The following is a 25920-nucleotide window of genomic DNA, read 5'->3' as shown; positions in this document are numbered from 1 at the left end:
AAAGATTCTGCTAACAATTGTAAACACTTCCCGCTGCCCGATCGCAAATAAATATGGCTATTATCTCCTCCAAACAACAGCCCCCCGACCCAAATCTACCCGAAGACATAGCCCCGGCCCGTCGCAAAAAAGCCGCCAAACCCCAGGCGGAATCATTGCTAGAATCGCAAGAACTACCCGACGAAATTAACAGCAAACAAGACGACAAAATTCGACCCCAACGGCTAGCTGAATACATCGGGCAAAAAGACTTAAGAGAAGTTTTGGCGATCGCAATTGCAGCAGCCAAATCTCGCGGCGAACCTATGGATCACCTGTTACTCTACGGGCCTCCAGGGTTGGGAAAAACCACAATGTCGCTAATTCTAGCAGCAGAAATGGAAGTTGAATGCAAAATCACCACCGCCCCAGCCTTAGAAAAACCGCGAGATATTGTCGGATTGCTGATTAACCTCAAAGCAGGCGACGTGCTGTTTATCGACGAAATTCACCGCTTATCTAAAGTTACAGAAGAAATCCTCTATCCGGCGATGGAAGACTGTCGGTTAGATATTACGATCGGGCAAGGCAAAAGCGCCAAAATCCGCAGCATTCCCCTGAAACCCTTTACCTTAGTAGGAGCAACCACAAAAGTCGGATCGCTGACATCTCCATTGCGCGATCGCTTCGGCTTGATTCAAAGATTGCGCTACTACGAAATAGACGAACTTAGTCTAATTGTCCAAAGAAGCGCCCAAGTTCTCGACACTCAAATCACCCCAGAAGGAGCCACAGAAATTGCCCGCCGAGCTCGCGGAACCCCCCGGATCGCTAACCGCTTGCTGCGGCGAGTTAGGGACTACAGCGAAGTCAAAAATTTAAAGCCAATTGATGCCGAAGTTGCCTCAGTGGCCCTCGAATTGTTCAACGTCGATCCGCTAGGTTTGGATTGGACTGATCGATGCCTTTTGACAGCAATGATCGAAAACTTTAACGGCGGCCCGGTTGGTTTAGAAACTCTCGCAGCATCCACAGGAGAAGACACTCAAACAATTGAGGATGTGTACGAACCGTACTTAATGCAAATCGGATTTTTGCAGCGCACAAGTCGGGGCAGAATTGCCACAGCCGCTGCTTGGAAACACTTAGGCTTCGTCGGCTCAAAGGAGTAGAAATTGCTGAATTACGCAGCCATTCAGTTTGTAGTTGCGCTTTAGGAGTTGAACTCAACTACAAACTTTGGGGCGCAAAGAGCGCAACTACTAACCTCCCGGCACTCAAGCCCAAGTGCCAACGAGGAATAGAAATTAAATCTCCCGCTCTTTGATAAGAGTGGCATCAGATTCTAAACCATTGGAAACAAACTGCACATTCCGCAGCATTTTTTCTCGCTCGCTTGCAATCTTAATCGCAGTTTCCCAAGTAAAAGTAAAACCTTGAAAAGATTCAGAATCAATCCGATCTTCATCCAAGTCCACAATCACTTGATTAAAAATATTAAATAACTCTGCCTGCAACCGATCGATTTCTTCCAAAGCTTTCGCTTGGCGAATTTGTTGGATCAAACTTAAAATAGCCAAATTAAATTTATCAGCTCGATTTTTTTGTTTCTCCAACAAGCGCGATCGCAACTGCCAAAGCCAAGAAGCCAAAAGAGTGCCGATGGACAAAAACAAGCCAATAGCATCAGAATTAGCAGCAACAAAATCCGGCTTTTCGCGATCGTAATAAGCCTGAGCTCCCTCATGAACGGGCAAAGACAAACTCCCGCTGCCTCCCGGCTGACTAATCATAGCTCCCAGGGAATTAGCAGCTACCAAGTTGCGGCGGTGCTCGAACAAAATTCGCGTAATTTCCTTGACAATTATCGGATCTAGATCCTCCCCAGCCAGCAGATTAGCCTGCACTCCAACGCTGGGTAAATCCGCATCGGGAACTGCAGGCTCTGCCTTGTAAGTACCCTTGGGAATCACATCAGCTTCCAGATAAGGTACTTTAATTCTCATCGCAGATCCTTGGTCAATCGGCACCAACTTGCCACGGGTATTTTGCAACAAATCGCTAACAACATTGCTCCCCGGAGGTAGCACCCTAAAAATAGCATCAACCTCGCCGCTAGCAAACAACTTAGTAGCGTCATCCCAAGAGCCAGCAGTAAACTTAAAATCGCTTTCTTTCAAACCGTAATGTCGGCTGACTAACCAAAAAGAAGTATAAGAACCGCTGCCTTCAGCCATCAGCGCAATATTTTTTCCCTGCAAATCAGCAACATTTTGAATACCAGACTTTTCCGAAACAATTAAGTGAAAAACCTCATTAAACAAAGCAGCGACTACCCTCGCCGAAGGCACCGCCTCTGTATTGTTCTGCACGATCGCTAACTGCACCTCATTTGCCTCCAGCCAGCGCATATTTTCCTCAGCACCTTGACTCTCAATAACTCGAATTCGCAGACGCGGATTTTGTTTCGTAATTACCTCAGCAATTGCCTGCCCGAAAGGATAATAATTCCCGCTTTTCGCTCCAGTCGCCAGGGTTAATTCATGGACTCGCTGCTTGTCTTGGTGCAGATTCCACCCAAAAGCTCCAATCAAGACAACACTTAATAGAGCAATGGGAACCAGAAATTTATTTTGCATTAATGTTGAGACTCCATAGAACGTGGCAAAATCAAAAGTATTCTCGATCAAAATGAAAATTGGACTCTGGAAATTCGACGCACCCGATAGTGGAGGAGCCAATGCCCGATGCCCGATGCCCGATGCCCGATGCCCAATTCCCAATTCCCAATTCCCAATTCCCAATTCCCAATTCCCAATTCCCCATCTTCCATGTTAATATCCCTCAGAATAGAAAACTTTGCCTTAATTGACTGCCTGGATCTAGAATTTGGCCCGAGTTTGAACGTATTTACAGGGGAAACCGGCGCTGGTAAATCGATTATCTTAGATGCGATCGATGCAGTGTTGGGCGGGAAAGTCGATCGCCGATCGATTCGCACCGGAGCAACGCGGGCAATATTGGAAGCTACCTTTGAATTGGACAAAGCTTCCGCAAGATGGCTGGGCGAGCAAGAAATCGAACCCATAGACGGAAATTTAGCCGTTTGCAGCCGGGAAATTAACGCATCAAGCGGTGCTCTGCGTAGCCGATCGCGCTTGAACGGAATTCTCGTCAACCGCCAGTTAATGGATCAACTGCGCGATCGGCTGGTCGAAATTACCGCCCAAGGCCAAACCGTCCACCTCGGACAAGAAACCCTCCAGCGAGAATGGCTGGATTTATACGGCGGCAAAAAGCTCACTGAAGCGCGATCGAGCATCACCTCCGCGTGGCTGGCAGCCAACAGCGCCAAAACCGCCCTCAAACGCAGGCGTCAGTCGGAACAGCAGCGACTGCAAAGACTTGATTTGTTAGAATACCAAGTCCGAGAACTCGGCGAAGCCCACATCGAAGACGCCGACGAACTCGAACAGCTAGAACACGAATCAATCCGGCTGAGCCACGTCGTCGAATTGCAGCAGCAAAGTTACCAAGTCCACCAAGCCCTGTACCAAAACGAGGGCGACAGCGCATCAGCCGCCGACTTGTTGAGCAAAGCCGAAGGAATTTTAAGCGACATGGCGGTTTACGATGTGCAGTTGCAACCAATCCTAGAAATGGTCAGCGATGCTTTAGCTCAAGCCACAGAAGCCAGTCGGCAAATTAGCAGCTACGGCGAACAATTAGAAGCAGATCCCGAAAGACTCGAAGAAGTAGAAGATCGGATTCGCGAACTCAAACAAATTTGTCGCAAATACGGGCCGCTCAAAGAAGCGATCGCCTACTACCAAAGCATCCAAAACGAACTGAACGAACTTTTAGAAGGAGGCGAGTCAATGGAAGCCTTAGAACTCGCATATCAGACCGCTTTAGAGCAATTAAAAGACGCTTGCAGCCACCTCACCACCCTGCGACGCGAAGCAGCCCTCAAACTAGAAACGCACCTCGTAGGAGAACTTAAGCCGTTAGCAATGGAAAAAGTGCAATTTCAAGTCGAAATCTCGCCTTGTACCCCAACCGCTACCGGTGCCGACCAAATCGCCTTTTGTTTCAGCCCCAATCCGGGCGAACCTTTGCAACCTCTGGGCGCGATCGCCTCTGGGGGAGAAATGAGCCGCTTTCTACTTGCCATCAAAGCCTGTTTTTCCCAAATAGAAAGCGCCGGTACGCTGATTTTTGACGAAATCGACGCCGGAGTCTCCGGGAGAGTCGCTGGGGCGATCGCCAAAAAACTCTACCAACTTTCCGACAAACACCAAGTTCTCTGCGTCACCCACCAGCCACTGATCGCCGCGATGGCTGATTTTCATTTTCGCGTCAACAAACAGACGATCGAAGCAGAACCAAGTATCGGCGAACCCGCAGCCGACTCGGAACCAATGGAACGCACAGTAGTGAGAGTTGCCGCCCTCAACAGTGAGCAGCGACGAGAAGAACTCGCCCAACTCGCCAGCGGCCGCTCAGCAACAGAAGCCATCGCCTTCGCCGAATCCCTGCTTGTCGAAGCCGCCGGATTGCGCCAAACTCAGTCTGCCAAACCCTGATGACACACTTGAGCCGATCGGGGGGTTAAAAGGCGGAGTTTTTTCAGAGTCGGAGGTTACACTAAAAATATCAACTGCAAATTTTACAAAAAAAAGCTCAAAACCCTGTGAATTTAGTGGGATGAAAGCTAAGAGCAGCAAAATAGAGAGAAATTCTAGTTAAAAACCACAATTGTGTAGAGAAGGGCACACATCACTAGCAACTGGTAGTGTCACAATTGCGGCTAGTCCCACAAGGCCACCCCTCTTTCAGCAGTCCTCCCGCCAGTACGCATTCATGTTACTGGGGGCGATCGGCTCAAAGCTCGGCAGAACATAGTTAAACCAGGTACGCACAATGTCAAAATCAGTTAATAAACCCTTTAAACAAGATTCGCGCTCTCTAAAAAGATTGCAGCATTCCCACAGCCTCGTTACTCGCCCACCCTCCCTTGGGCAGCAAGGCAAACTGAATTTCCCTCGTCTTGTGGCCGGAGTTCTGTAAACTGGGAAATACTTTCACCAAAAAACGAGCGAGAAGCCCCGGGCTACCGACATGGGGAGGAAAGCGGCAGCGACGACCGTCGCCTAACATCTTTATCCTCAATTAATTCCTTCATAGCAGAAGATAGGCTACGACAGATTTGACCCCTGCTGTAGATCTATCTACAGCAGGGGTCAAATCATGAACATAAACAGAATTATAGTGTTTATTTTTGACAGGATGAAATCCTACTATGATAGTATAATTTAACAAGGAGGAAAGAGAATATGTTTGGATGCCAACAAAATCTAATAAGTCCCAATACAGACTTAAAAGCAATTCTAGAATTCCTTTGTAGCGAGTCGTCAAAGTTGACGAACTGCGGAATATATTATGCTCGCCAAATGTACTTCAAGACAGGCAAGATACCGAGTAGGGCCCAGTTGCACAAAGTGCTTGGTACAGAAAACCAGAACTTGCATTACAAAGCATTTTATTCGGATACCGCGCAACAGATTTTAACTACCGTCGCTGAGTCTTTTAAATCCTACATTGGACTACTGAGAGGAATTGGCAAAGGCACTGTAACCCAAAGACCTAGATTACCGAATTATCGACAAGGCGGTCTAGCTTTAGTGACTTATACAGGTCGCTCTGTCCGGCTTAAGGATGGACTACTGAGATTCCCATTGGGCAGCAAGGTTAAAACTTGGTTCGGCTTGGATGCTTTCTATCTTCCTCGGCCTACCAATCTCCACTACAAAGCAATCAGAGAATATAGGATTATACCTCGAAACGGTGCCTTCTATTTAGAGTTGATTTACCAACTGAAAGATGTCCAAGTAGAGGTAGACCAATCCAAGGTCTTGATGATAGACCACGGGATGAACAATTGGTTGACTTGTATCAGCAATGTGGGGACTAGCTTAATAATTGACGGACGACATCTGAAGTCCATCAATCAAGGATATAACAAGCGTGTTGCGTTTTTGATGTCAGGGAAAGCGAATGGTTACTGGTCAAAACGATTGGAGGGTTTAACTGAGAATCGCAATCGCACCATGCGGGATGCTGTCAACAAAGCAGCTCGAAAAGTAATAAATCATTGCTTGCTCAATAAAATTGGTACTGTAGTATTGGGCTGGAATGCTGGAATGAAAAATGGTATTAGTTTAGGAAATAAAACTAATCAAAATTTTGTTCAGATTCCAACTGGCAGGCTAAAATCCCGTATTGCTCAGTTATGCGAGCAGTACGGGATTCGGTTTGTGGAAACCGAAGAGTCGTATACGTCGAAGGCTTCCTTTATCGATCTTGATTTGCTACCTAAATTCTGCGAAAAACCAGAAGGGTGGCAACCTTGCGGTCAAAGAATTAAGCGCGGATTGTACCGTACTCTGGAAGGTTTGTTGATTAATGCTGATTGCAATGGGGCAGGCAATATCGGTAGAAAAGTAGCGGCAACTTTGGGGCTTTGTCTCAAAGAAGTCAGTAGAGGCGCATTGATAACGCCTTTGAAAGTCCCTTTATGGTCTTAGTCAAGAATCCCCCTGATTCATCAGTGGGGAGTATCAATAATCAACTTCCCGGCTCTCTTAGCTTAGAGACTAACCCTTACACTTAAGCTTCTGTAAAGGTCTATGAAATCTGCATCTTCCACCAATTACTCTTCTCTGGACAACGTGATTGATGTCGCTGTTGTCGGCGGTGAAAATCATCATCAGGAACATTATTCTCCCCCGGAAATTAGGAGCAGTGCAATTATCCCGCGCCAAGGAAACCTCTCTGGCATTCTCGACCTTCTAAATAAGCAAAGTTTCACAGTAGTAGTTAAGGAAGTAGAAGACAAACTGAAGGTTGTCAATCAAACCCTGGGAATGCTCGACAATATCCTGGAGAGCGAGGGATTTGATGCCATCCTCAACGAGATGTTGCAGTCGATTACCCTCAAAACAGGGGAATTGCTGAATGCCGATCGCAGCACGATATTTTTATTAGACGACGAAAAAAATGAACTCTGGGCGATCGTCGCTAAAGACGAAAATGGCAAAAACCTAGAAATCCGAGTTCCGGCCCACGTGGGCATTGCAGGAGAAGTAGCCACGTTCCAAAAAGTGGTTAATATCCCTTACGATTTTTACAACGACGAACGATCGGCTAACGCCAAAAAAACTGATGAAAAAACGGGCTACCGCACTTATACAATGCTGGCAATGCCCCTGATTAATGAAGATACAAAAGAGTTAGTAGCAGTTGTTCAACTGATTAATAAACTAAGACCAAACCACGAAAAATACCCGACTTTAGACGAACAAATAGACAGGCACGGATTTACTAAAGAAGACGAACAAGTTTTTAAAGAATTTGCTCCCTCGATTCGCCTAATTCTAGAATCTTCCAAATCTTTCTACGCAGCAACTCAGAGACAACGAGCAGCAACGGCGCTGATGAATGCCGTCAACGCTCTTTCTCAGAGCAGTTTAGACTTAGAAGATACCCTAAAAAGGGTGATGGATCAAGCCCAAGAACTCATGAACGCCGATCGCAGCACCCTGTGGCTGATCGACGAAGAGAAAGACGAACTGTGGACTAAAATCCCGATGGGCGGCAACCTGAAAGAAATTCGCATACCCAGAACCGCAGGTTTTGCAGGCATCGTCGCCCAATCTAGCGAACCGCTGCTGATTCCCTTTGACGTGTACGACGACCCCCGCGCCGCCACTTCCAAAGAAGTAGATCAAAAGTCGGGCTACCGCACTTGCAGTATGCTTTGTATGCCCGTATTTAACTCGGACAAAAAATTGATTGGCGTCACCCAATTAGTTAATAAAAAACGACAAGGAGAATTCCCCCCCTACAACCCGGAAGATTGGCCTCACGCCCCGGAACAGTGGAAAGCGAGTTTCAATCGCAACGACATGGAATTTATGAAGGCGTTTAACATCCAAGCAGGAGTCGCGCTGCAAAACGCCAAACTGTTTGCCGAAGTCAAACAGCAAGAACAAAGACAAAAAGATATGCTACACGCCTTGACTAACGGCGTGATTTCTACCGATAAAAAAGGCAATATAGTAGCGACAAATCCCAGTGCCAAAAACTTACTGGGTGTCAGCGATGCAGAATTAGGCGAAGGTCAATCTTTACGTGAGTTAATTAAGTTAGAAAAAGGCGATTTTGCCAAATGGTTTGATGCGTCTTTGTCTCCCGAAGACGATAAGGATCGCCAGCAGTATTACCCCGATCAAGTTTTGCTTACTTTGGAAGGAGAGGGGCAGAGTATCAATCTCTCGATTAATTCAATGACTGACGCTACCGACCCCAACAAGGTAAACGGCGCGTTAGTCGTCATGGAAGATATTAGCAGCGCCAAGCAAATCAAAAACTTGATGTACCGTTACATGACGCCAGAAGTAGCCGAAGCTTTGTTAGCTTCAGGCGATACAGGATTGGGCGGTAAGCGCAAAAACGTTTCGGTGCTGTTCTCAGATATTCGCAGCTATACCACACTTACGGAAAAATTGCAAGCCGAAGAAGTGGTAGTGATGCTGAATAAATATTTTGAAGTGATGGTAGATGTCGTATTCGAGTACGGTGGGACTCTCGACAAATACATCGGTGACGCTCTGATGGCAGTTTTTGGCTCTCCAGCGCCCCTAGAGGATCATGCTTGGTGCGCTATGCAAACGGCGGTGAAAATGCGGGAAAAACTGGCTGAGTTTAATCGAGATCGCGTGGCACATGGGGAATTGCCGATCGGCATTGGTATGGGCGTGCATTCCGATGAAGTTGTCAGCGGCAACATCGGTAGTAGCAAACGCATGGAATTGACTTCGATCGGAGACGGTGTAAACCTCGCCTCTCGCTTAGAAGGCGCCAGCAAGCAGTACGGCACCGACTTGATTATCAGCGACAATACTTACCGAGATTATGCCGATCGGCTCTACGTGCGAGAACTCGACTTTATTACTGTCAAAGGCAAAAGCGAACCTGTAATCGTTTACGAACTCGTCGGCATCCGCGAGGGATACTCGCCAGTGGGCAAGTCACTAACCGAAACACAGCAACAAATTATAGAACATTACACCAAGGGGCGCGAACATTACAAAACTCCAGTCAGCCAAAGACTCTCAGAAAGTGAGGTGAAAAACATCTTAAAGGATGTCGCCGAAATGCCAGAGGCAGAGATTAAGAAACTGTCCTACAATCTAGAGCAACAGTTGGAACACGAACTAAAGAACCTGTTATATCAACTGAAAAAGCTGTCAGAGTACGACCCGAAAAACCTGTCGGAAGCAGACAAACTCATCGTACTGTTGCAGCCAGAAATCCAACTGCTGAAATTGGAAGGAATCAAAAACCTCTCGGAAGACGAAGCCAAAATGCTGCTGCAAGCAAAAATCAAGCCCCTATCAGCAGATGATATTAAATACTTGCAAGAAGGCGAAGTCAAAAAGCTGTTGGAAGCAGACATCTTAGAACCATCAAATCCCCAAATCAAGCGGTTGAAACCAGGAGAGATCAGGCAGCTATTGCAGGCGAAAATTAAAAGTCGAGCCTGCGAGACAGTTGCAGAAATGTTAGATGAGGAATTTGAAAACCTGGGACTCGATCGAGTGAAAAAACTGCTGAGCGAGTTTAAGAAAGCCTTAGAACCAAAAGCCAAGCAAGCCTTTAAAGACGCTGAACGCGAATTTAACGCCGTTCTGGAAGTTGACCCGAAAAACAAGGCAGCTAAATTGCACGTCGATCGCTGTATGTTATTTCAACATGGGTTTTCAGACGTACTCAACTGGGATGGTGTGTGGAATCTCACAGAAAAATAGCAGTAGCCCACAGCAAATGCGGGCGGTAGCGTCAAGGTTCGGGGCGGGGGCGATCGCGATCGGGGGTGCGCCTCCCATCCCACCACCAATTAACCTTAATATCCTATTGAGGTTAATTATAAATAAGCTCCAACAGGTATTATGGTTAGATAACCGGATTTGAACTCGCAAGCGAGATGCCGGGGTTTCCCCCTACCTGTTTCGTTCGCACTACCTACCGCAACAAACTTAGCACTTCTATTATTTGAAGCGCTTAAAAATAGTTAGGACTGGCGGCAGCGTTACCCGGTTTCTGAGAAAAATCTTGGAGAAAGGCGACGAAACATCCGCTCAAAAACCGGGTTTATTACCCCGCCCGCCTAAGTCTTAATAGCGTTAGGGGCTCCTAAAAAGAGCTTCCTTCGCAGATAGTCAATGTTCTAGTCTTAGATATAGAAAACCACTAGCGTCAGTTATGAATAATTGGAATTCGCAATCGGGAGATGTTGAGTGGGTAGATCAGGTTTACCAACTATTGCTGGAGATTGCTCGGAGCTCCCTGTCAGATATCCCCAGAATCCCGGAAAATATCACTGTTAAGGCTATTCCTCTGATCCAGAAGGTACAAACCATTCAACAAAGACCTGACGGGCAAGTGTTCAAATCAGGTTCCTTTTCAGTAAACGATCACGAATGGGTCGATCGAGTCTGTCAACTATTGGTAGAACTAACCAGCGCGTCTTTGTCCGAACAGCCTAAAATGCCGGAAAACCTGGCAGGCCGATCTTTAGCCCTCGCCGATCGAGCACAAAAAATTAAAGAAGACATCGAAGAAAATGCAGCCCAAACCCCAGCAGATGAAGATGACAATTCTTTACAGTCTCCAGACGCGCTGCTTTCCCTCTTGCACCACAGTTTGAAAGCTCAGCGCGCCAAAAGCTACAACCCCGATGCCCCCGAATGGCAGCAAGTCTTGAGCCTGCTCGACGTAGTGCAGTCAATTTACAAGCAAATCCAAAATTAAATTCCAGCTTAACTCAGGCGCTTCTTGATTGTGCGAGAAAGCTGGCTTTTAAAGGCGGTTGCTATTTGACATAAAATTTTTTTTGCCCTAGCCCAAACATTTCCGATTATTGCACTTTTGTCAACTACACTAGGTTTAATCGGTTCTAGGGCAAGAGAAGATGAGCGGACAAAACATCGGCGATTTGTCAAAAGAAATATTAGCCGATCGCTATCAGTGCGATCGGCGGCTCGGCAAGCAAGCAGGAAGGCAAACCTTACTCGCCCGCGACTTAAAAACCCAACAGCAAGTAGTAGTCAAACTCCTCTCCTTCAGCAGCGACTTTAACTGGGAAGACTTAAAACTGTTCCAGCGAGAAGTCGAAACCTTAAAATCCCTATCCCATCCCGCAATTCCCCGATATCTCGACTCCTTTGAAATCGACACGCCCAAGCGCAAAGGATTCGCCCTAGTTCAGACTTACATCGCAGCCAAATCCCTACAAGAATATCTCTCAGACGGCCGCACCTTCAGCGAAAGAGAAGTCAAACAATTAGCCACAGCATTATTAGACATCCTCGCCTACCTGCACCAGCGACAGCCCCCGGTGATTCACCGCGACATTAAACCCAGCAATATTTTACTCAAAAATCGATCGGGAAACAGCGTCGGCGAAGTTTACCTAGTCGATTTCGGTGCAGTTCAAACCCTAGCAACGCAACAAGGGAAAACCGTCACCGTTGTCGGAACTTATGGCTATATGCCGCCCGAACAATTTGGCGGGAGAGCAGTTCCAGCTTCCGACTTGTACAGCTTGGGAGCAACCTTAATCGCCTTAATCACCAAGCAGCATCCAGCCGATTTGCCACAGCAAGATTTGCAAATCGAATTCGAGCAATTCACCCAACTGAGTTCCGGTTTTACCAATTGGCTGAAGTGGATGACGCATCCCAGTTTAGAATGCCGTCCCGCCTCAGTCCAAATAGCTAAAGAAGTTCTAGAAAAACCACAGGAAATAAATAAATATTCCCAGACATTGAGACTGGGAAAAACGCTAGATACCTCTAGGTTGTTCAAGAATGCGATCGGGCGCAGCACTTGGATGGGCACTCTAGGTGTAGGAGCTTGTGCAGCAATTTACGGCACATTTATTTTTCCGGTAGTGGCGACAATTTTCGGAGGATTAATCGGTCTTCTTCTGGGCTTGCTGCTGGGGTTGGGGAACGGAATAATCGTAGGAATTGTGACCCGCTTGTGGTTTTTTCCCCTAACTAATCCCAAACTTCACCGACAGGTTTTAACTGCAATTAGTATTGTACTCTGTACCTCGATAAGCATCGTCTACTTTCGGATAATGGGTTGGAATAAGCTAAACGATTTGAGTTTGGAGATTATTTTCGTGCTACCACCGTCGCTAATTGCAGGACTGTCAATGGGGGCAAGTAGCAAGTCTATTGCCCGGTGGTATCAAAAAGAAAGTGGACTCTAATCTAAAATTTACAGTTCTGGACGCACTCCGACTCCTAGAAACCGGGTTTTTACGAAAAGCCACGTTACAACCGCCAGACTCGCTAAAAAACCCGGTTTCTGAACCCCGACGTTCCCCTCACACTCAAATTCATGTAAAAAAATATGACCAGCAAAATATTAGCAGAACGCTACGAAGTGCAGCGACAACTAGGAAAACAAACTGGTCGCCAAACGCTGCTGGCTCGTGACTTACAAACTCAAGAATTAGTCGTCATCAAACAGCTATTCCTCGGCAGCGATTTTGAATGGCAAGACCTCAAGCTATTTGAACGGGAAGCGGAAACTTTAAAAGCACTTTCTCACCCAGCAATTCCGCGCTACCTCGATTACCTGGAAATTGACGAACTAAACAGTAAAAGTTTTGCGCTGGTACAGACTTATGTAGAGGGAAAAACTTTGCAAGAGCATTTGCGATCGGGGCGTACTTTTAGCGAAAGCGAAGTGAAAGAATTAGCTAAATCGCTGTTAGCAATTTTGAATTATTTGCACGAGGAAAATCCGCCTGTTATTCACCGCGATATTAAACCTAGCAATATTTTACTGCATAGCAGATCAGGTAACTCGGTTGGACAAGTTTATTTAGTTGATTTCGGTTCGGTGCAAAACCAAGCTGCAAAATTTGGCGGCACAATTACAGTAGTGGGAACTTACGGATATATGGCACCGGAACAATTTGGCGGGCGCTCGGTTCCGGCTTCTGACCTCTACGGTTTAGGTGCAACTTTAATTTATTTGGTAACGGGTTTGCATCCCACCGAACTGTCACAGCAGGATTTGAAAATTCAATTTTCCGATCGGGTACCGCAGCTCAATCCTAATTTAATAGATTGGCTGGAGTGGATGACAGAACCAAGTTTGTCCAAACGGTTATCTTCGGCTAGGGAAGCATGGCGAGGGCTTAAAAATCCCCGCCCGATCAACAAAAATCCTATGGTGGTGCTGCAGCCACAAGGCAGCGATATTAAACTTACAAAAAAATCGGAATTTATAGAAATTGTAATTCCGCCACCAGGCATCGGTTTTGGTTTAATTGCCACGCTTTCGGCTGTAGTATCTGCGAGTCCAGTCTCATTTATAGCAAGGGATATGTTGAGCGATGCGTTAAAGATAAATCCCCAATTTTTTATAATAATATCAGGAAGTTTGTTATGTATGGCAGGACTAAAGTTGATATTTGCACTATTTAGGGAAAGGCGGCTCAGAATCGATCGCCAGCAAATCTCCTGTAGCAGCCATCTACTGGGGTTGAGATGGAATCATGCCAAGCCATCTCCCAGGAAGGAGATTGGCCAGTTGAAAATTCAACAACGTGAATATAGAAACAGCGGTATTGGTGTAAAAGTTATAAAAGTTATGATTTTTGCTTTTTCAATCCCTAGAGAGTTATATCAAGCGGCATCATTACTTATGCAGGAGAGCCACTCGGAAGTGAGATTAGGGAAAGTCTATCAGATGATAGTTCAAGCAGGCAACCACAAATATCAGTTAGGAGAGAAGGAGGGACTAAGTGAATCAGAAATCAAGTGGTTAGCAACAGAACTGAGCCAGTGGTTGGGTTTGAAAATTAAAATAATTTTGACAGACGGTAAACAGAATAAATGGTTCTGAACATATCTCCCTCGCCCAAACAAAGCTTTGCGCCCTCAACCTGTGGGATGGGCGTCCCGCCCGTACCTCTCAAATTGTGGGATGGGCGTCCCGCCCGTCCGCTCTCTTTTGTGTGGGATGGGCGTCCCGCCCGAAAGCGTGTACTCTCCCAGCCGGCGACACACTCCCCCGCTTTCGGTCAATCTCATGCAGCCGAAAGGCCCGATCGCCCGTAAAATGCTATCAAAGGGATTTGGCAAGTAGCACTCATCCCAATCATCTGTTAACTTGGAGATATTGTTGTGGACTTATCGCTAATTCCGGCACAGCCGAAACCAGGACTGCTCAACGTCCTCATCGAAATTACCGCCGGTAGCAAAAACAAGTACGAATTTGATAAAGACTTGCAAGCCTTTGCTCTCGATCGGGTGCTTTCTTCCTCAGTCCAATATCCGTGCGACTACGGCTTCATACCCAACACCTTAGCCGATGATGGCGACCCCCTCGACGGCATGGTGATGATGGATGAGCCCACATTTCCAGGGTGCATAATCGCAGCCCGTCCGATCGGAATGCTGGAAATGATCGACGGAGGTGACAGGGACGAAAAACTTTTGTGCGTTCCCGACAAAGACCCCCGCTACGCTCACTATAAGTCCCTCAAAGACGTAGCCCCCCACCGCTTGGACGAAATAGCCGAATTTTTTAGAACCTACAAAAATTTGGAGAAAAAAGTCACGGAAATTCTGGGTTGGCAAGATGTCGATCAAGTCATGCCCTTAGTGGAAAAGTGCATCGCAGCCGATCGCAAATAAGCCCTTAGCCCGCACTCCTCGACTGCAACCCGACTAAAAACTCAGGGGGCCGAACTTAAGGCGATGCTGCACGTCTAGGGATGTAGTCGAGGAACAGGTAGCTAGAAGGTCAAATCCATAGTCAATGCTGAGTCACCGGAACAGCATTCCTAAAAACCCCGCCCCGGCCCCAATCTTGAAAAAAATACTACTCCTAGAGTAAGATGAAGCGCGAATTATACCGCTGGGGAATGCGTTCTACGTTTGAGGAAATTTTACCCTAACACTTAGAGCGATCGGCGCTATCTTAATCTCAGAACACAGAACACGCCGGGCAGCCCGCATGATGCAAAAAATAATCTCTCAAGCGTGACATCTCCTACACGAATCGGTAAGGTTGAGAATTCTAACAGCCCAAGTATTAGGCACTCGAATAGTTTCCCGATCAAGGGCTTTATTATAGTACAGATTGCTAAAAACTAAAAAGTAAAAACTAAGATTTCAACTCCCAAGTTCCTGCCGCCAAAACTAAAAAAAATGCCAGATTCCGCACCCTCTCTACCCAATCCACAGCCTTCCGATCGCCAAGCCACTATGGAAAATAGTCCTTTGACCGAGTTTGTCGTTCAGTTTTGGGGCGTGCGGGGCAGCATCGCCACCCCCGGCACCAAAACACTGCGCTACGGAGGGAACACCTCCTGTGTAGAAATGCGCTTGGGCAAAAAACGCCTGATTTTTGACGGCGGTACGGGCCTGCGAGTTCTGGGCCTCAATCTGCTGCGGCAAATGCCGGTGGAAGCCCATATGTTTTTCAGCCACACTCACTGGGATCACATTCAAGGCTTTCCGTTCTTTACTCCCGCCTTTATCCCAGGGAACTGCTTTCATATTTACGGTGCGATCGCCCCCAACGGCACTACAATCAAACACCGTCTTGCCGACCAAATGGTGCACCCCAATTTTCCCGTCCCCATCCAGGTGATGCAGTCAGACCTCAAATTCAACGATTTGACCCCTGGGGATATTATCGAACTCGACGATGTGAAAATCGAAACGGCACTGCTGAACCATCCCAACACCGCGATTGGATATCGAGTCACCTGGGAGGGACACACAGCCGTCTACTGCACGGATACAGAGCACTTTCCCGATCGCCTTGACGACAACGTGTTACACCTAGCTCGCAACGCCGACGTGCTGATTTACGACGCCAACTACACCAACGAAGAGTATTATGACTTCAAAACCCCAAAAGTCGGCTGGGGACACTCGACTTGGCAAGCAGGAGTAGAAATAGCCAAAGCTGCTGGAGTCAAAAAAATCGTGATGTTTCACCACGATCCGGGTCACGACGACAATTTTCTCGATCGTACAGAAGCAGAGGTGCAGGCAGCGTTCGCCAATAGCTGCTTAGCCCGCGAAGGCATGAGTATACCAGTAATTTAACCAAAAATAAATTCAGAATTATGAAACAGGAAAAACCCCGCAAACGTCGCAGAGTAGGGTTGCGGGGGCTTTACTCAACGTTGCTAGTGTTGATAATTATCTGCTGTACCTGCGGCGGATGGGTTGCAGCTCAGACTGCCTACTCTCGCACTCCCGCGCGACTTGCTCAGGTTTCTTCGATCGAGGATACTGGTACGGTCGATCGAATTCCCGAACGTTACCAACTCGGACAGCAACTGTACCTAGAAAACTGCGCCACCTGTCACATCGCTTTACCACCGCAAGTATTACCTACAGAAACTTGGCGCCGGTTGCTGCAAGATCCTCAACACTACGGACAAACCATCAAACTGCTAGTAGACCCGCCCCGCCTGCTAGTCTGGAACTACCTGCAAACTTTTTCCCGTCCCCAAGCCAAAGACGAAGAAATCGCCTATCGAGTCGCCAGTTCTCGCTATTTCAAAGCTTTGCACCCCAAAGTCACGCTGTCCCAACCCGCAAATATCAGCAGTTGCGTTACTTGTCACCCCGGTGCATCTAAATACAATTTCCGCAAGCTTACCGCCGAGTGGCAAAACTCTCCGTAGGGAATGCAGGAATTATCCACAAACTATTGAGTAGGGAGGTTATGCGAGCTGATTAAGTTGTGGGTGTATCGCGCTAAGGCGGATGAAGAGATTTTAGGCCCACGGAAAGTCATTGTAATTATGTCATTCTGAGCGGAGTTTACTTGCAGAGCGTAGTGTCAATCTCGACTCAAAAAAATTAAGATTTTCCCATATCTATGCTGCCACCCACCATTTTATCATATTCATAAGCTGTTACCCATTTAAACGACTAACGAACTAGGTAAGGTGCGTCAGAAGCGAACACTTACAGTTACAAGGGAAACGCTTATGTACGCTCCGCACCCTACAATCGTCCTTTAAATGTCGAACAGCTTAATCTCAACTATCCCTAAATTTAGGACACACTTCAAACGCCAACTGTGAACGATAAAAACAGACATCAAACTCCATAAAAAAGTTTAACTGGCCTAAAATAATAGGCGGCTCGTTAGATTTAGCCCAAGCAAAAGCCAAACGAACAGGTGGAAAATCGCTAATTTGTCCCACAACAGCTAAACCCCTTGCTTCCACTGGCGCAAGATTACCTGCTAACGGAATTGAAAGCGTTTGCTCCTCCCAAACAGCTCCCAACGCTAAACCAACATGGTACGGTAAAACATTAAGACTCGATCCCGTATCCAACAAACCCAAAGTCTCCGAAATACAATCCCGATAGCTTAAAGTTATGGGTACACAGGGAAAAAAATTAGTTTCTCCTGCTTGATTCCTTCGTTCGATAAAAGAAAATCGTTTAGAATTTCGCCTTGTCTTTTGTTTCTTCTTGTTCTAATAAACTCATTAATTTCTGAGCAGCATCACCATAGTCATAAGGCGACCAAACACGATAACCCGCGCCATTATCCAATGGCTTTAACATTTCTTCTTTCGCCAATTCAGCCATTAAAAATTGCATAATTTGAAACTTCTCGGCCGGGGATAACTGCCGAAGTTGGTCTAATAATTCAATATTTGACATAAAACCCCATTGAATTCATTTTGCCATCTTACCACGACATTCAAATTTAAACCACTCCAAAACATCTTGGTTCTAAGTCTTTATCTGCCTTCATCTGCGCCGATCTGCTCCCATCTGCGGTTAAAGCTCAAACACAAACTAAACAGGCAAAAACAGTTCGGAAAAACTAATTTCAATCTCAGGAAAAGCTAGCATTCTCATCACAGCATTATCTGCAACAACTATCTCAGATTGATAGCCTCCCGGTGCAGGATTCCGGTAAATATATGCCTCGCGCGCCGCTACATCTAAAATCCAATATTCAGGGATATTTGCTCTAGAATAAATCGGGGCTTTTTCCCGGCGGTCAATTTGTAATGTCGCGTAAGAAACTTCAATTAACAGCAAGATTTCGCTAGGATTTGGGTGATGGTCGCGATAAGCACCCGGATCGATACAAACAACAGCTATATCTGGTTCCGGTTCCGAAGTTGCTAAAGTAATTGGCAACTGCATCCGAACGTGAGCTTGTCCGGCAAGTAGTTGTTTGATATAATCGGACGATCGCTGGGTTGTGCCAGCATGGATTGGTGTTTGAGGACTCATTTCAACAATTCTCCCATCGAGGAGTTCAATCTTATCGCCTTCATTGAGAATACCAGCTTCAATCATCCGGTGATATTCTTCGACTGTCCAGGTTTTTTCTTTTGTTGCTGTCATAATCTTTGCCTGCAAAAGCTTATGTCATATTATAGCAATTGCGAATTCACTCAAAAAAAACGGACGGATCAGGCGTTGGTCGAGATCCCTTTTGAAAGCGTTCCCAAGACTGTTTTAATTGAGCGGGAGCCGGATATTGGCGATCGTAAACCACCAGCACATTCGTCAAATTCCGTCCCGGCGGCAATAAAATCTGCCCTTGATGAGCCAAACCCACCGAAGCGCCCCCGTCCAAATTCATCGCTTCAAAACAGCCGATCGCCTGCATAACTTTAGCTTCTGCTTCCAAAGACAAACTGTCAAAAAAAGTTACCAAAAATAACTTATCTCTCGAAGCCGGAAAGCCGATCGCCGTTCTCGAACCCACGCCCAAAACACCAGCATCTTTAAAACCTTCCGACAAAGGAGACAGCCCAACTTTCCCCGCTTTAACCAATCTCGGCCCGCAAGTCAGAGAAAACCAATGTTGACTCCAATCCGGCTTACCTTCGATTCTAGCCGTCACCATTTCCAATTGATTTCCGGCTTTAATTCCCAAAGTCGTGCCGTAATTTTCCCATCGGCTATATTTCAGAAACTTACCCGCCGCCACCATATTTCCCAGTACAGATTTCTGCTCATCTTTACCAAAAAAAGTCCCGTTAGCAACAACAGCAGCCCGGTAACGCGACACCATATTTTCAAAAGGTTCATCACCCCGCGTTACTTTAGAAGTATTTGCAAAATCTGCATTATTAGCTAACCCAATTGTGATATAATTTTCTGGGTCGGCGAGGTCAATAGTTGTGAGATAAAAACTTGCGCCAGCTACATTTTTGCTGCTGACTTCTACAGGTTTTGCTTGCTTAGCAGAACGTTTTTTGATAATTTTAGGTTGAGACGGCTGCACAGCAGGAGGATTTTCGGGCGATTTTACAATAGGATTACTCGGCAGAGGTTGATTTGTTTTTGCCGATTTTACAACGGGATTGCTAGGGAGAGGTTGAGGAGTTTGATTTGATTGTATACTTGATAAAAAAGCGAGTGACTTTTGCCACAGTTGACCCATGAGAGTCAAGAAACTATCTCGGTTTTGGGCGATCGCAAAATAGTCAGCCGCAACCCGCGCCAAAGCTATGCCCGTTAAAAATAAAAAAGTGCGCCGCAGCATCGGGCGACAACCTTGAGACTGTTTCCGTTTAGACATAAAAAAATCTCAGCTAGCATAGCGAACAGTTTCCTATGGCTGTGACTATACAGCCTCTTCGGTGGTTCATGAAGTACACTATAAAGCTATATTGTGTGGTGTTAATCTGTAGGGTGCGTCGCGGCGAAATATTGGTCGATAAAACTTACAGATTGACGGGTGTATCCGCACCTTACACGGGCTAGAAGATTGTGTGTACCACATCTACATGGAATATGCTGTAGCAATCCTTGCAGGAGTCGTAAAAAGATGTAGGGGTAGTGTTAAGAGTGCCTACCCCGGTCTCATGGGGGCAACCACGGGGGGTTTGCCCCTACAAGAATTACACAAATGATGCGAGGATTGCTATACAATGGGCGATCGCCCGAATTCTGAAACTAACAGTAGCAAGGTGCTCTATCGCGCACCTTACCACTAATTCACAACTCAAAACTATTTGCCTAGCCGGTATTCCGCATCCCCGCAGCAATTCCATTAATCGTCAGCAGAGCTCCCCGCAACAATTCACCCTTGCTGTAACGCGAGTGAATCACCCCCGGAACCCCGCCACTACCATGCTGCCGCAAGCGTTTCAGCAGCGAAACCTGCAACAAACCCAAAGGCACAATCGTCGCATTTCGCAACTGCACCGATCGCTGCAGCGATGGATCTTCGTCCAACAAACGTTGGTGTCCGGTAATCGTTAAAACCAAATCGCGAATCAAGTGAAATTCGGCAGCAATTTGATCGAATAAAGCCTTAAAACGCTCCCTGTCCGCTGGCAAAGCTAACTCCTGCACGTAGTGTTCTGCAATCTGCAAATCCACCTTAGATAAAGTCATTTCCACCTTAGAAATTACCATTCTAAAAAATGGCCATTTCAAGTAGAAATACTGCAAAAGTTTCATGTGTTCTTCCGGTTCCTCCAGCAAAAACTCTTGCAAAGCTGTGCCGACACCGTACCAAGAAGGCAGCAAAAAGCGGCTTTGAGTCCAGCTAAACACCCACGGAATTGCTCGCAAACCGCTGATGTCTTTTTTGCCACCGCGACGGGCAGGGCGAGAACTAATTTGCAACTGGCTGATTTCTTGAATGGGGGTAACTTGGTGGAAGAAATCAACTAAATCCGGCTGTTCGTAGATTAAATTGCGGTAGTGCGATCGCGATTTCACCGACAACTCCTCCATAATCTCATTCCAAGGGTCGATGCCATCAAAACCAGTGTGCAGCAAACTCGCTTGAATTACCGCCGCCGCCACAGTTTCCAAATTGTAAAGCGCCAACTCCGGCAAAGAATATTTAGAAGCCAAAACCTCGCCTTGTTCAGTAATCTTAATTCGCCCGTTAATACTCTTTCCAGGCTGAGCCAAAATTGCCTTGTAAGCAGGCCCACCACCGCGCCCTACAGAACCGCCTCTGCCGTGAAAAATTCGCAACTCCACACCGTGTTTTTCCGCAACCATTTGCAAAGCCTTTTGAGCTTTGTGGATTTCCCAATTGCTGCTGAGGAAACCAGAATCTTTATTGCTGTCCGAATAGCCCAGCATTACCTCTTGCAATTTGAGATTTTCGATGGGGCATTTGAGATTTTCGGCGTTTTTTACCGCTAGTTCCTGCGCGTATCCTCCTGCTAGCAAAGCTCGATAAAGCGGCAGATCAAAGATTTTTTGCATTACTTCCGGCGCTTTTTTCAAATCTTCCACCGTTTCAAACAGGGGAACTACTTGAATGTTGCTAATTCCTGTTGCCGGATCGTAAAGTCCCGCTTCTTTTGCTAACAGCAAAACCGCCAGCAAATCGCTGACATCGTGGCTCATGCTGATGACGTAAGTTTGGCAAATTTCCGAGCCAAACTCCTGCTGCATTTGCCGCAATATTCGGAAGGTATTGATCGTCTCGCAAGTTTTGGGAGAAAAGGGCAATTCTGCTGGAATTAAAGGGCGGCGAGTTTGCAGTTCCGTTGCCAGCCAAATAATGCGATCGCATTCCGACATTTGATTGTAAGGCTTGGGCAAAATTTGCAAGTATTCAGCAATTTCCCTTAAAGCGTCCGAGTGTACTGTTGACTCTTGGCGAATATCTAGGTAAGCCAAATTAAACCCGTAAATTTCTACTTGGCAGAGCAGATTTTCCAAGTCCCGACAGCTCAAACCTGTTTCCACTAAATTGTGTTCGATGAGCTTGAGTTCGGCTAAAAACTCAGCCCCCGATCGATAAAGGCCGGTCATTCCGGGATGTTCCGACAAAGCTTCGCGTTCCCGCTGCAATTCGTCTCCTTTGTACAGCCGCCAATTACGATCGCGCGTATTTTCCAGCCGCTGCAGCACGTAGGCCAGCTTCAACCGATAAGGTTCTTGGCGGTAGCGGATTGCCCACTGCTCGTAAACCTCCGGGAATTCCGATTTGTCGCGATCGAGAGATTCCAGCAATTCCGGCAGCACATCGCTCCAGTGCAGCGACAAACTCAAAAGTTCGTTTAGCCGTTTCACCGCGCTGATGTACTTCTCTAGCACCAAGTGGCGCTGATAGCAAGCCGTTTGCCAAGTAACTTTCGGAGTCACCGAAGGATTGCCGTCCCTGTCCGATCCCACCCAAGAACCGAACTTGCAAAAATTGTAACTAGGCGGTTTCAGATAAGGGTAAGAAGCGTGCAAAGCTTGCTTTAAGCGGTGGTAGAGTTCGGGAATAGCATCAAACAGAACTTCCTCGAAGTAGTGGAGAGTGTACTCCACCTCGTCAAGTACAGTCGGCTTGAACTGGTGCAGTTCGTCAGTGCGCCACCAGAGGCGAATTTCTTCCATCAGTTGCTCTTGGAGAGCCGCTGCTTCCCAGCAAGACACCGGGTAGGGGCTTTGAGAGTCGGTTCCGATCACCTGAAATTTCTCGTCAACTTGGTCTAGCTGTTGGAGAATCTTCGCCATTCGTCGCTGTTTGGTGCGGATCGTGTGGCGAACAATTTCCGTCGGGTGAGCTGTAAATACCAAGCGGATGTCTAACTGATCGATCAAGCGCTGGATTTGCTGGCTGGGCACGTTCAAGCGCAGCAGCATCGGGAACAGTTGGTGAAAAGTGCCGGCATCTCGGGCGATCGTCTCGCCGCTGTCTGCACCGCGAGGAGCCATTTGGGCGGGGACTGGGCCTTCCCGGTGGCGGGGGCGATCGGGGGCATCAGTTGCTTGTCCTGGCAGCTTAGAAAACATCCGCCCACCAGCATCGTTGCTGCTAGCGTAAGCTAGCTGTTGGTCTCGCTGTTCGTAGTGCTGTTCGACAATGTTGATCAACTGGAAATACAGTGCAAAAGCCCTAGCGGCGCGGATGGCGGCGTTGAGGTCGAGCTTTTCGATTAGCTGTACGACATTCGACTCGCGAAAGTGAGTGGCTTGTCCCTCGGCGGAATTGACCGATCGCATTTGTTGGAGCAAATCCACCAATTCCTGCCCGCACTCCTGTCGCAGCACCGATTCCCACAAGTCCTCTACAACTTTGAGGCGATTTCGTAGAAACAGGTCTGATTTTGAGTAAGCGGGAAAAGGGGAAATAGATGTTGCATCAATAGCCTGTTCTGAAGACTGGAGGACTGAACTCATCGGGCTGTTCCTCAATAGCTGCGGGTGTCAAGAAAATTGTATGGTTTAGTTTCGCCTAAAACACTTTTGTTTGCAGTCAAATTTGAGACTTATTGCAACGTTAAAAGTAGAAGGCACTTATGTACAAAGTATAAGGAAAGATTAATTCTTACAGCACGGATTGTACCTATTGTCAAGCTTTCAGGTCAGTTAACTTGCGATTTTAGATTTTAGACGATCGGCGTGAGACGTTCGGCCAGAAGTCAGTTGAGTCGCGCTAAGTCGAACACTTTTAGATTTACTTCAAAGATGAACCTGGGATGTTGAACTAGGGTCGAAAATTTTTATCTGTCCCCGACAGGAGTACGTGGCACCGTATCCGTTTTTGGGCGGGGTCACAAAATTTAACTTCTAGCTGCAGCATCCTTCCTTGGGCTTTCTAATCCTGTGATTGAGGAAAGTTGAGTACGGGAAGGCGCGAGCCCCGAAAGACTTCTTCGCTTTCAACGCCGATCGACGCAACAAACTCAGCAGCAGCTTTAGCCACCACCAGCCCGCCCAGCATGGGTAAGGCGACCAAGCTCAATAAAATTTCTGAGGGAACCGGCAACTTTGGACTCTCAGGTGTTTGAGTTTTGAGCAAGTCTTGGTTTTCTGACGGCATAAATCTTTCCTGCGTATTCTGTTACCCCTAGTTTACAAGCTAGGGCGGGTTTTGTTGCCTCGTTGTATCCTAGATTGGGGCGAGATCCGTGTTCATCCAAGAATTAGTGCCGTGTCATCGCAGGCCAGACAGGGCTGCGTGCTGATATCCCCTGAAGATGTGACACAAAAATGAGAGGATACGATCGCTCGTACAACAGCTTTTTCAAGCCGATCGCTCGCCTGCACGATCGATCCGGAGGCCTGTACAAAAGTGAGAACGCCCGTTTGTTCAATCAGATGGGGCGATCGACTCAGAGGAAATTGTACGGGCGATGTGCGATCGTCCGACTCAGGTCAAACTATCAATATAATTCGAGCGCACATTCATTGCATATTACAAAGATGGAAGATTGCGGATTTCATAGGGCAGTGTCACTTCAGGAAGTAAATCTGTAATCCAAGGGTTAAAGGCATCATTTAGTAACAGATTTCCTCCCAGCCTCTGAAGCACTATACTGTCATAATTGAAGAGCAGCACTGCATCTTCTGAACTCTGGCGCAGCAACTCGATGGTTACTCGAATCATAATCTGCTTAGCTTTTTCAAAATCTGCATCCCAATTGAGTCGAAACCAAATAGTTATATTCGGTACAAATCCAAATTCTTCTTCAATAATAGATTGAAATTCCATCGCATGATTGGCTCCTACTAACATTCCTGAACCCAATAAACAGGCCCCATTAGGTTCATCAACCCATTCTAACTCAAATCCTTGAAATGCTATTTGTAAAGCTTGTAACGGTTCTAGAATAGTTGCTAAATAGAACTGATACTCTGTAGACATTTTTCTCTCCTACGATCTATGTTTTTATTGGAAAAAATGGAGGATAGTTCCACCTCTTACAACAATTATCTCTCGGATACTTGGTGCGGGATATCGATTAAGATGCACCAGTATATCTGCAAGTGACACTTTAGAGTCATCAAGATTAAGTATAAACCTGTCAGCTTGACCCTTTACAATCTTGTCTTTCAATGCTGATATAATCTTATTAGGGTCTGAAGTTATTGGCGCGTAGCAGTCAAAAATTCTGCCTTCGATTTTGTAGTCTGGCCTTCTTGTACCACTAACTGTTGGATTTTGCTCCACATTGTAGCCAGCTTTAGATAGTATCTCAGCAGATTCATTTTCTCGCGCTATCCCCCGAATGTTAAGCTCATCAGCCTTTGGTTCTGGAATTGTTTTCGAGCCACTAGGCTGTCTGTTGGGATCTGGGTTTAGAGAAGGTCTAGTTCTGTCTGGGTTTGGAATAGAAGAAGAACCACCGCTGTTCCCAGAAGTCATCTGAAAGACTTGACCTACAAGACTGAGAATATCTCTGGCACTAGCTGCCGTCATATTGCCAGCCGCTATCAATGCTGCTGCCTGTGCCGGCGCTGCTATTAAAGCACTGCCACCGCTACCTCCAATAGTCAGCCCGATCAACAAAATTCCTAGTATTCCTGCTAGAAAAGTTAATCCGTTGGCAACGGCTTTTCCTAGCTGAAAACTCAGATTATTCCGGTAATATGCCTCAATTTCAGCATGGGATTTTGCCCCTGGTGGGTACAAGAGGTCAGCTACATCCTTGAGGATACCGACGCCATTTATCAGAGAGTGGTAAATGAATCCTTTGAGAAAATCTATGACAGCACGTTTTCCCTGTGCCATCACCCTACGAAATTCGCGAAGAAATTTCTGTATTTTGTCCTGATTTGGTGAGCTACCACCACCTCCTGAACCACCAGACGGATTATTAGCTAAATCATCATTCCCAGTTCCACCCGAAGCAGAATCAGAGCCACTACTACCAAAGACCTCTTTAAACTGAGGCTCCTTAAAAATCACAGTCGGTAATTGCCAAATATCATCACTCGGCTTCGGAGGCTTCACTAAATCCGGTGGCACATCTTGTTTCGGCGCCTTATTCAACCGCGGCGCTTCCCCAAATTCCGGCAAATTATTCATCTGCGTCCCAGTTCCTTCCGGGTGAAATGACCCCCCCGTCACCTCATATTCACCCGGCAAATA

At 46.7% G+C, this 25920-nt stretch carries 21 protein-coding genes; 10 read left to right on the top strand and 11 right to left on the bottom strand.

What is annotated here, in order from left to right:
• Positions 1-53 precede the first annotated feature (53 nt).
• Positions 54-1151 carry a Holliday junction branch migration DNA helicase RuvB gene (gene ruvB / locus QUB26_RS19525; protein WP_333245018.1) on the top strand — a complete coding sequence of 366 codons (1098 nt, stop codon included), beginning with the start codon at positions 54-56 and terminating at the stop codon, positions 1149-1151.
• 135 nt (positions 1152-1286) lie between these two features.
• Here the strand turns inward: ruvB and QUB26_RS19520 are convergent, their stop codons facing one another.
• Positions 1287-2618: a TAXI family TRAP transporter solute-binding subunit gene (locus QUB26_RS19520; RefSeq protein ID WP_333245015.1), complete on the bottom strand. Its 1332-nt coding sequence runs from the start codon at positions 2616-2618 to the stop codon at positions 1287-1289.
• A gap of 192 nt (positions 2619-2810) precedes the next feature.
• Here QUB26_RS19520 and recN point away from each other — a divergent pair, with 192 nt between their 5' ends.
• A complete protein-coding gene (recN, locus tag QUB26_RS19515; RefSeq protein ID WP_333319312.1) occupies positions 2811-4565 on the top strand; it encodes a DNA repair protein RecN in 1755 nt (584 codons plus the stop codon).
• 382 nt (positions 4566-4947) lie between these two features.
• On the opposite strand, the gene QUB26_RS19510 is transcribed toward recN, so the two are convergent.
• Positions 4948-5139: a hypothetical protein gene (locus QUB26_RS19510; RefSeq protein ID WP_333319294.1), complete on the bottom strand. Its 192-nt coding sequence runs from the start codon at positions 5137-5139 to the stop codon at positions 4948-4950.
• Between the two features lie 176 nt (positions 5140-5315).
• Here QUB26_RS19510 and QUB26_RS19505 point away from each other — a divergent pair, with 176 nt between their 5' ends.
• The 5 genes from QUB26_RS19505 (at position 5316) to QUB26_RS19485 (ending at position 13971) form a co-directional block, all read left to right on the top strand.
• The gene (locus QUB26_RS19505) at positions 5316-6566 is read left to right on the top strand and encodes a transposase (protein ID WP_333319292.1); all 1251 of its coding nucleotides are present in this window, start codon (positions 5316-5318) and stop codon (positions 6564-6566) included.
• A gap of 102 nt (positions 6567-6668) precedes the next feature.
• On the top strand, positions 6669-9851 hold the full coding sequence (locus tag QUB26_RS19500; RefSeq protein ID WP_333319291.1) for a GAF domain-containing protein: 3183 nt from the start codon (positions 6669-6671) through the stop codon (positions 9849-9851).
• A gap of 454 nt (positions 9852-10305) precedes the next feature.
• Entirely contained in the window at positions 10306-10854 is a 549-nt protein-coding gene (locus QUB26_RS19495; RefSeq protein WP_333319288.1) for an inorganic pyrophosphatase, read from the top strand.
• 160 nt (positions 10855-11014) lie between these two features.
• Positions 11015-12322 (top strand): serine/threonine-protein kinase, encoded by a 1308-nt coding sequence (locus tag QUB26_RS19490; protein WP_333319286.1) that lies wholly within the window; start codon positions 11015-11017, stop codon positions 12320-12322.
• Between the two features lie 143 nt (positions 12323-12465).
• Positions 12466-13971, top strand: coding sequence for a serine/threonine-protein kinase (locus tag QUB26_RS19485; protein WP_333319284.1), 1506 nt, complete (start codon positions 12466-12468; stop codon positions 13969-13971).
• A gap of 35 nt (positions 13972-14006) precedes the next feature.
• Here QUB26_RS19485 and QUB26_RS19480 read toward each other — a convergent pair whose 3' ends face one another.
• A complete protein-coding gene (locus QUB26_RS19480; RefSeq protein ID WP_333244999.1) occupies positions 14007-14210 on the bottom strand; it encodes a hypothetical protein in 204 nt (67 codons plus the stop codon).
• Positions 14211-14252: 42 nt separating this feature from the next.
• Here QUB26_RS19480 and QUB26_RS19475 point away from each other — a divergent pair, with 42 nt between their 5' ends.
• The 3 genes from QUB26_RS19475 to QUB26_RS19465 all read left to right on the top strand — a co-directional run bounded on the left by QUB26_RS19475 (position 14253) and on the right by QUB26_RS19465 (position 16777).
• The gene (locus QUB26_RS19475; RefSeq protein ID WP_006634582.1) at positions 14253-14765 is read left to right on the top strand and encodes an inorganic diphosphatase; all 513 of its coding nucleotides are present in this window, start codon (positions 14253-14255) and stop codon (positions 14763-14765) included.
• Between the two features lie 516 nt (positions 14766-15281).
• Complete coding sequence (locus QUB26_RS19470; RefSeq protein ID WP_333244996.1) at positions 15282-16190, top strand: MBL fold metallo-hydrolase; 909 nt, start codon at positions 15282-15284, stop codon at positions 16188-16190.
• Positions 16191-16210: 20 nt separating this feature from the next.
• A complete protein-coding gene (locus tag QUB26_RS19465) occupies positions 16211-16777 on the top strand; it encodes a diheme cytochrome C (RefSeq protein ID WP_333244993.1) in 567 nt (188 codons plus the stop codon).
• A 360-nt stretch (positions 16778-17137) separates the two neighbouring features.
• On the opposite strand, the gene QUB26_RS19460 is transcribed toward QUB26_RS19465, so the two are convergent.
• The 8 genes from QUB26_RS19460 to QUB26_RS19425 form a co-directional block, all read right to left on the bottom strand.
• A complete protein-coding gene (locus tag QUB26_RS19460; RefSeq protein WP_333319282.1) occupies positions 17138-17449 on the bottom strand; it encodes a hypothetical protein in 312 nt (103 codons plus the stop codon).
• Between the two features lie 100 nt (positions 17450-17549).
• Entirely contained in the window at positions 17550-17774 is a 225-nt protein-coding gene (locus QUB26_RS19455) for a hypothetical protein (RefSeq protein ID WP_333244989.1), read from the bottom strand.
• A 138-nt stretch (positions 17775-17912) separates the two neighbouring features.
• A complete protein-coding gene (locus QUB26_RS19450; protein WP_333244985.1) occupies positions 17913-18473 on the bottom strand; it encodes a Uma2 family endonuclease in 561 nt (186 codons plus the stop codon).
• Positions 18474-18519: 46 nt separating this feature from the next.
• Positions 18520-19659 (bottom strand): phosphodiester glycosidase family protein, encoded by a 1140-nt coding sequence (locus QUB26_RS19445; RefSeq protein ID WP_333319280.1) that lies wholly within the window; start codon positions 19657-19659, stop codon positions 18520-18522.
• A gap of 440 nt (positions 19660-20099) precedes the next feature.
• Positions 20100-23225: a phosphoenolpyruvate carboxylase gene (ppc, locus tag QUB26_RS19440; protein WP_333053486.1), complete on the bottom strand. Its 3126-nt coding sequence runs from the start codon at positions 23223-23225 to the stop codon at positions 20100-20102.
• Between the two features lie 418 nt (positions 23226-23643).
• The gene (locus QUB26_RS19435) at positions 23644-23868 is read right to left on the bottom strand and encodes a hypothetical protein (protein WP_333319277.1); all 225 of its coding nucleotides are present in this window, start codon (positions 23866-23868) and stop codon (positions 23644-23646) included.
• Between the two features lie 375 nt (positions 23869-24243).
• Positions 24244-24693, bottom strand: coding sequence for a SitI3 family protein (locus tag QUB26_RS19430; RefSeq protein ID WP_333244979.1), 450 nt, complete (start codon positions 24691-24693; stop codon positions 24244-24246).
• Between the two features lie 24 nt (positions 24694-24717).
• The coding region (locus QUB26_RS19425) for a CdiA C-terminal domain-containing protein (protein WP_333319275.1) at positions 24718-25920 on the bottom strand (1203 nt) is incomplete at its 5' end.

This window comes from Microcoleus sp. B4-C1 (assembly GCF_036705285.1).
GTDB lineage: Bacteria > Cyanobacteriota > Cyanobacteriia > Cyanobacteriales > Microcoleaceae > Microcoleus.
Note: the sequence above shows the minus strand (reverse complement) of the source record. Positions and strands in the feature narration are given on the sequence as shown.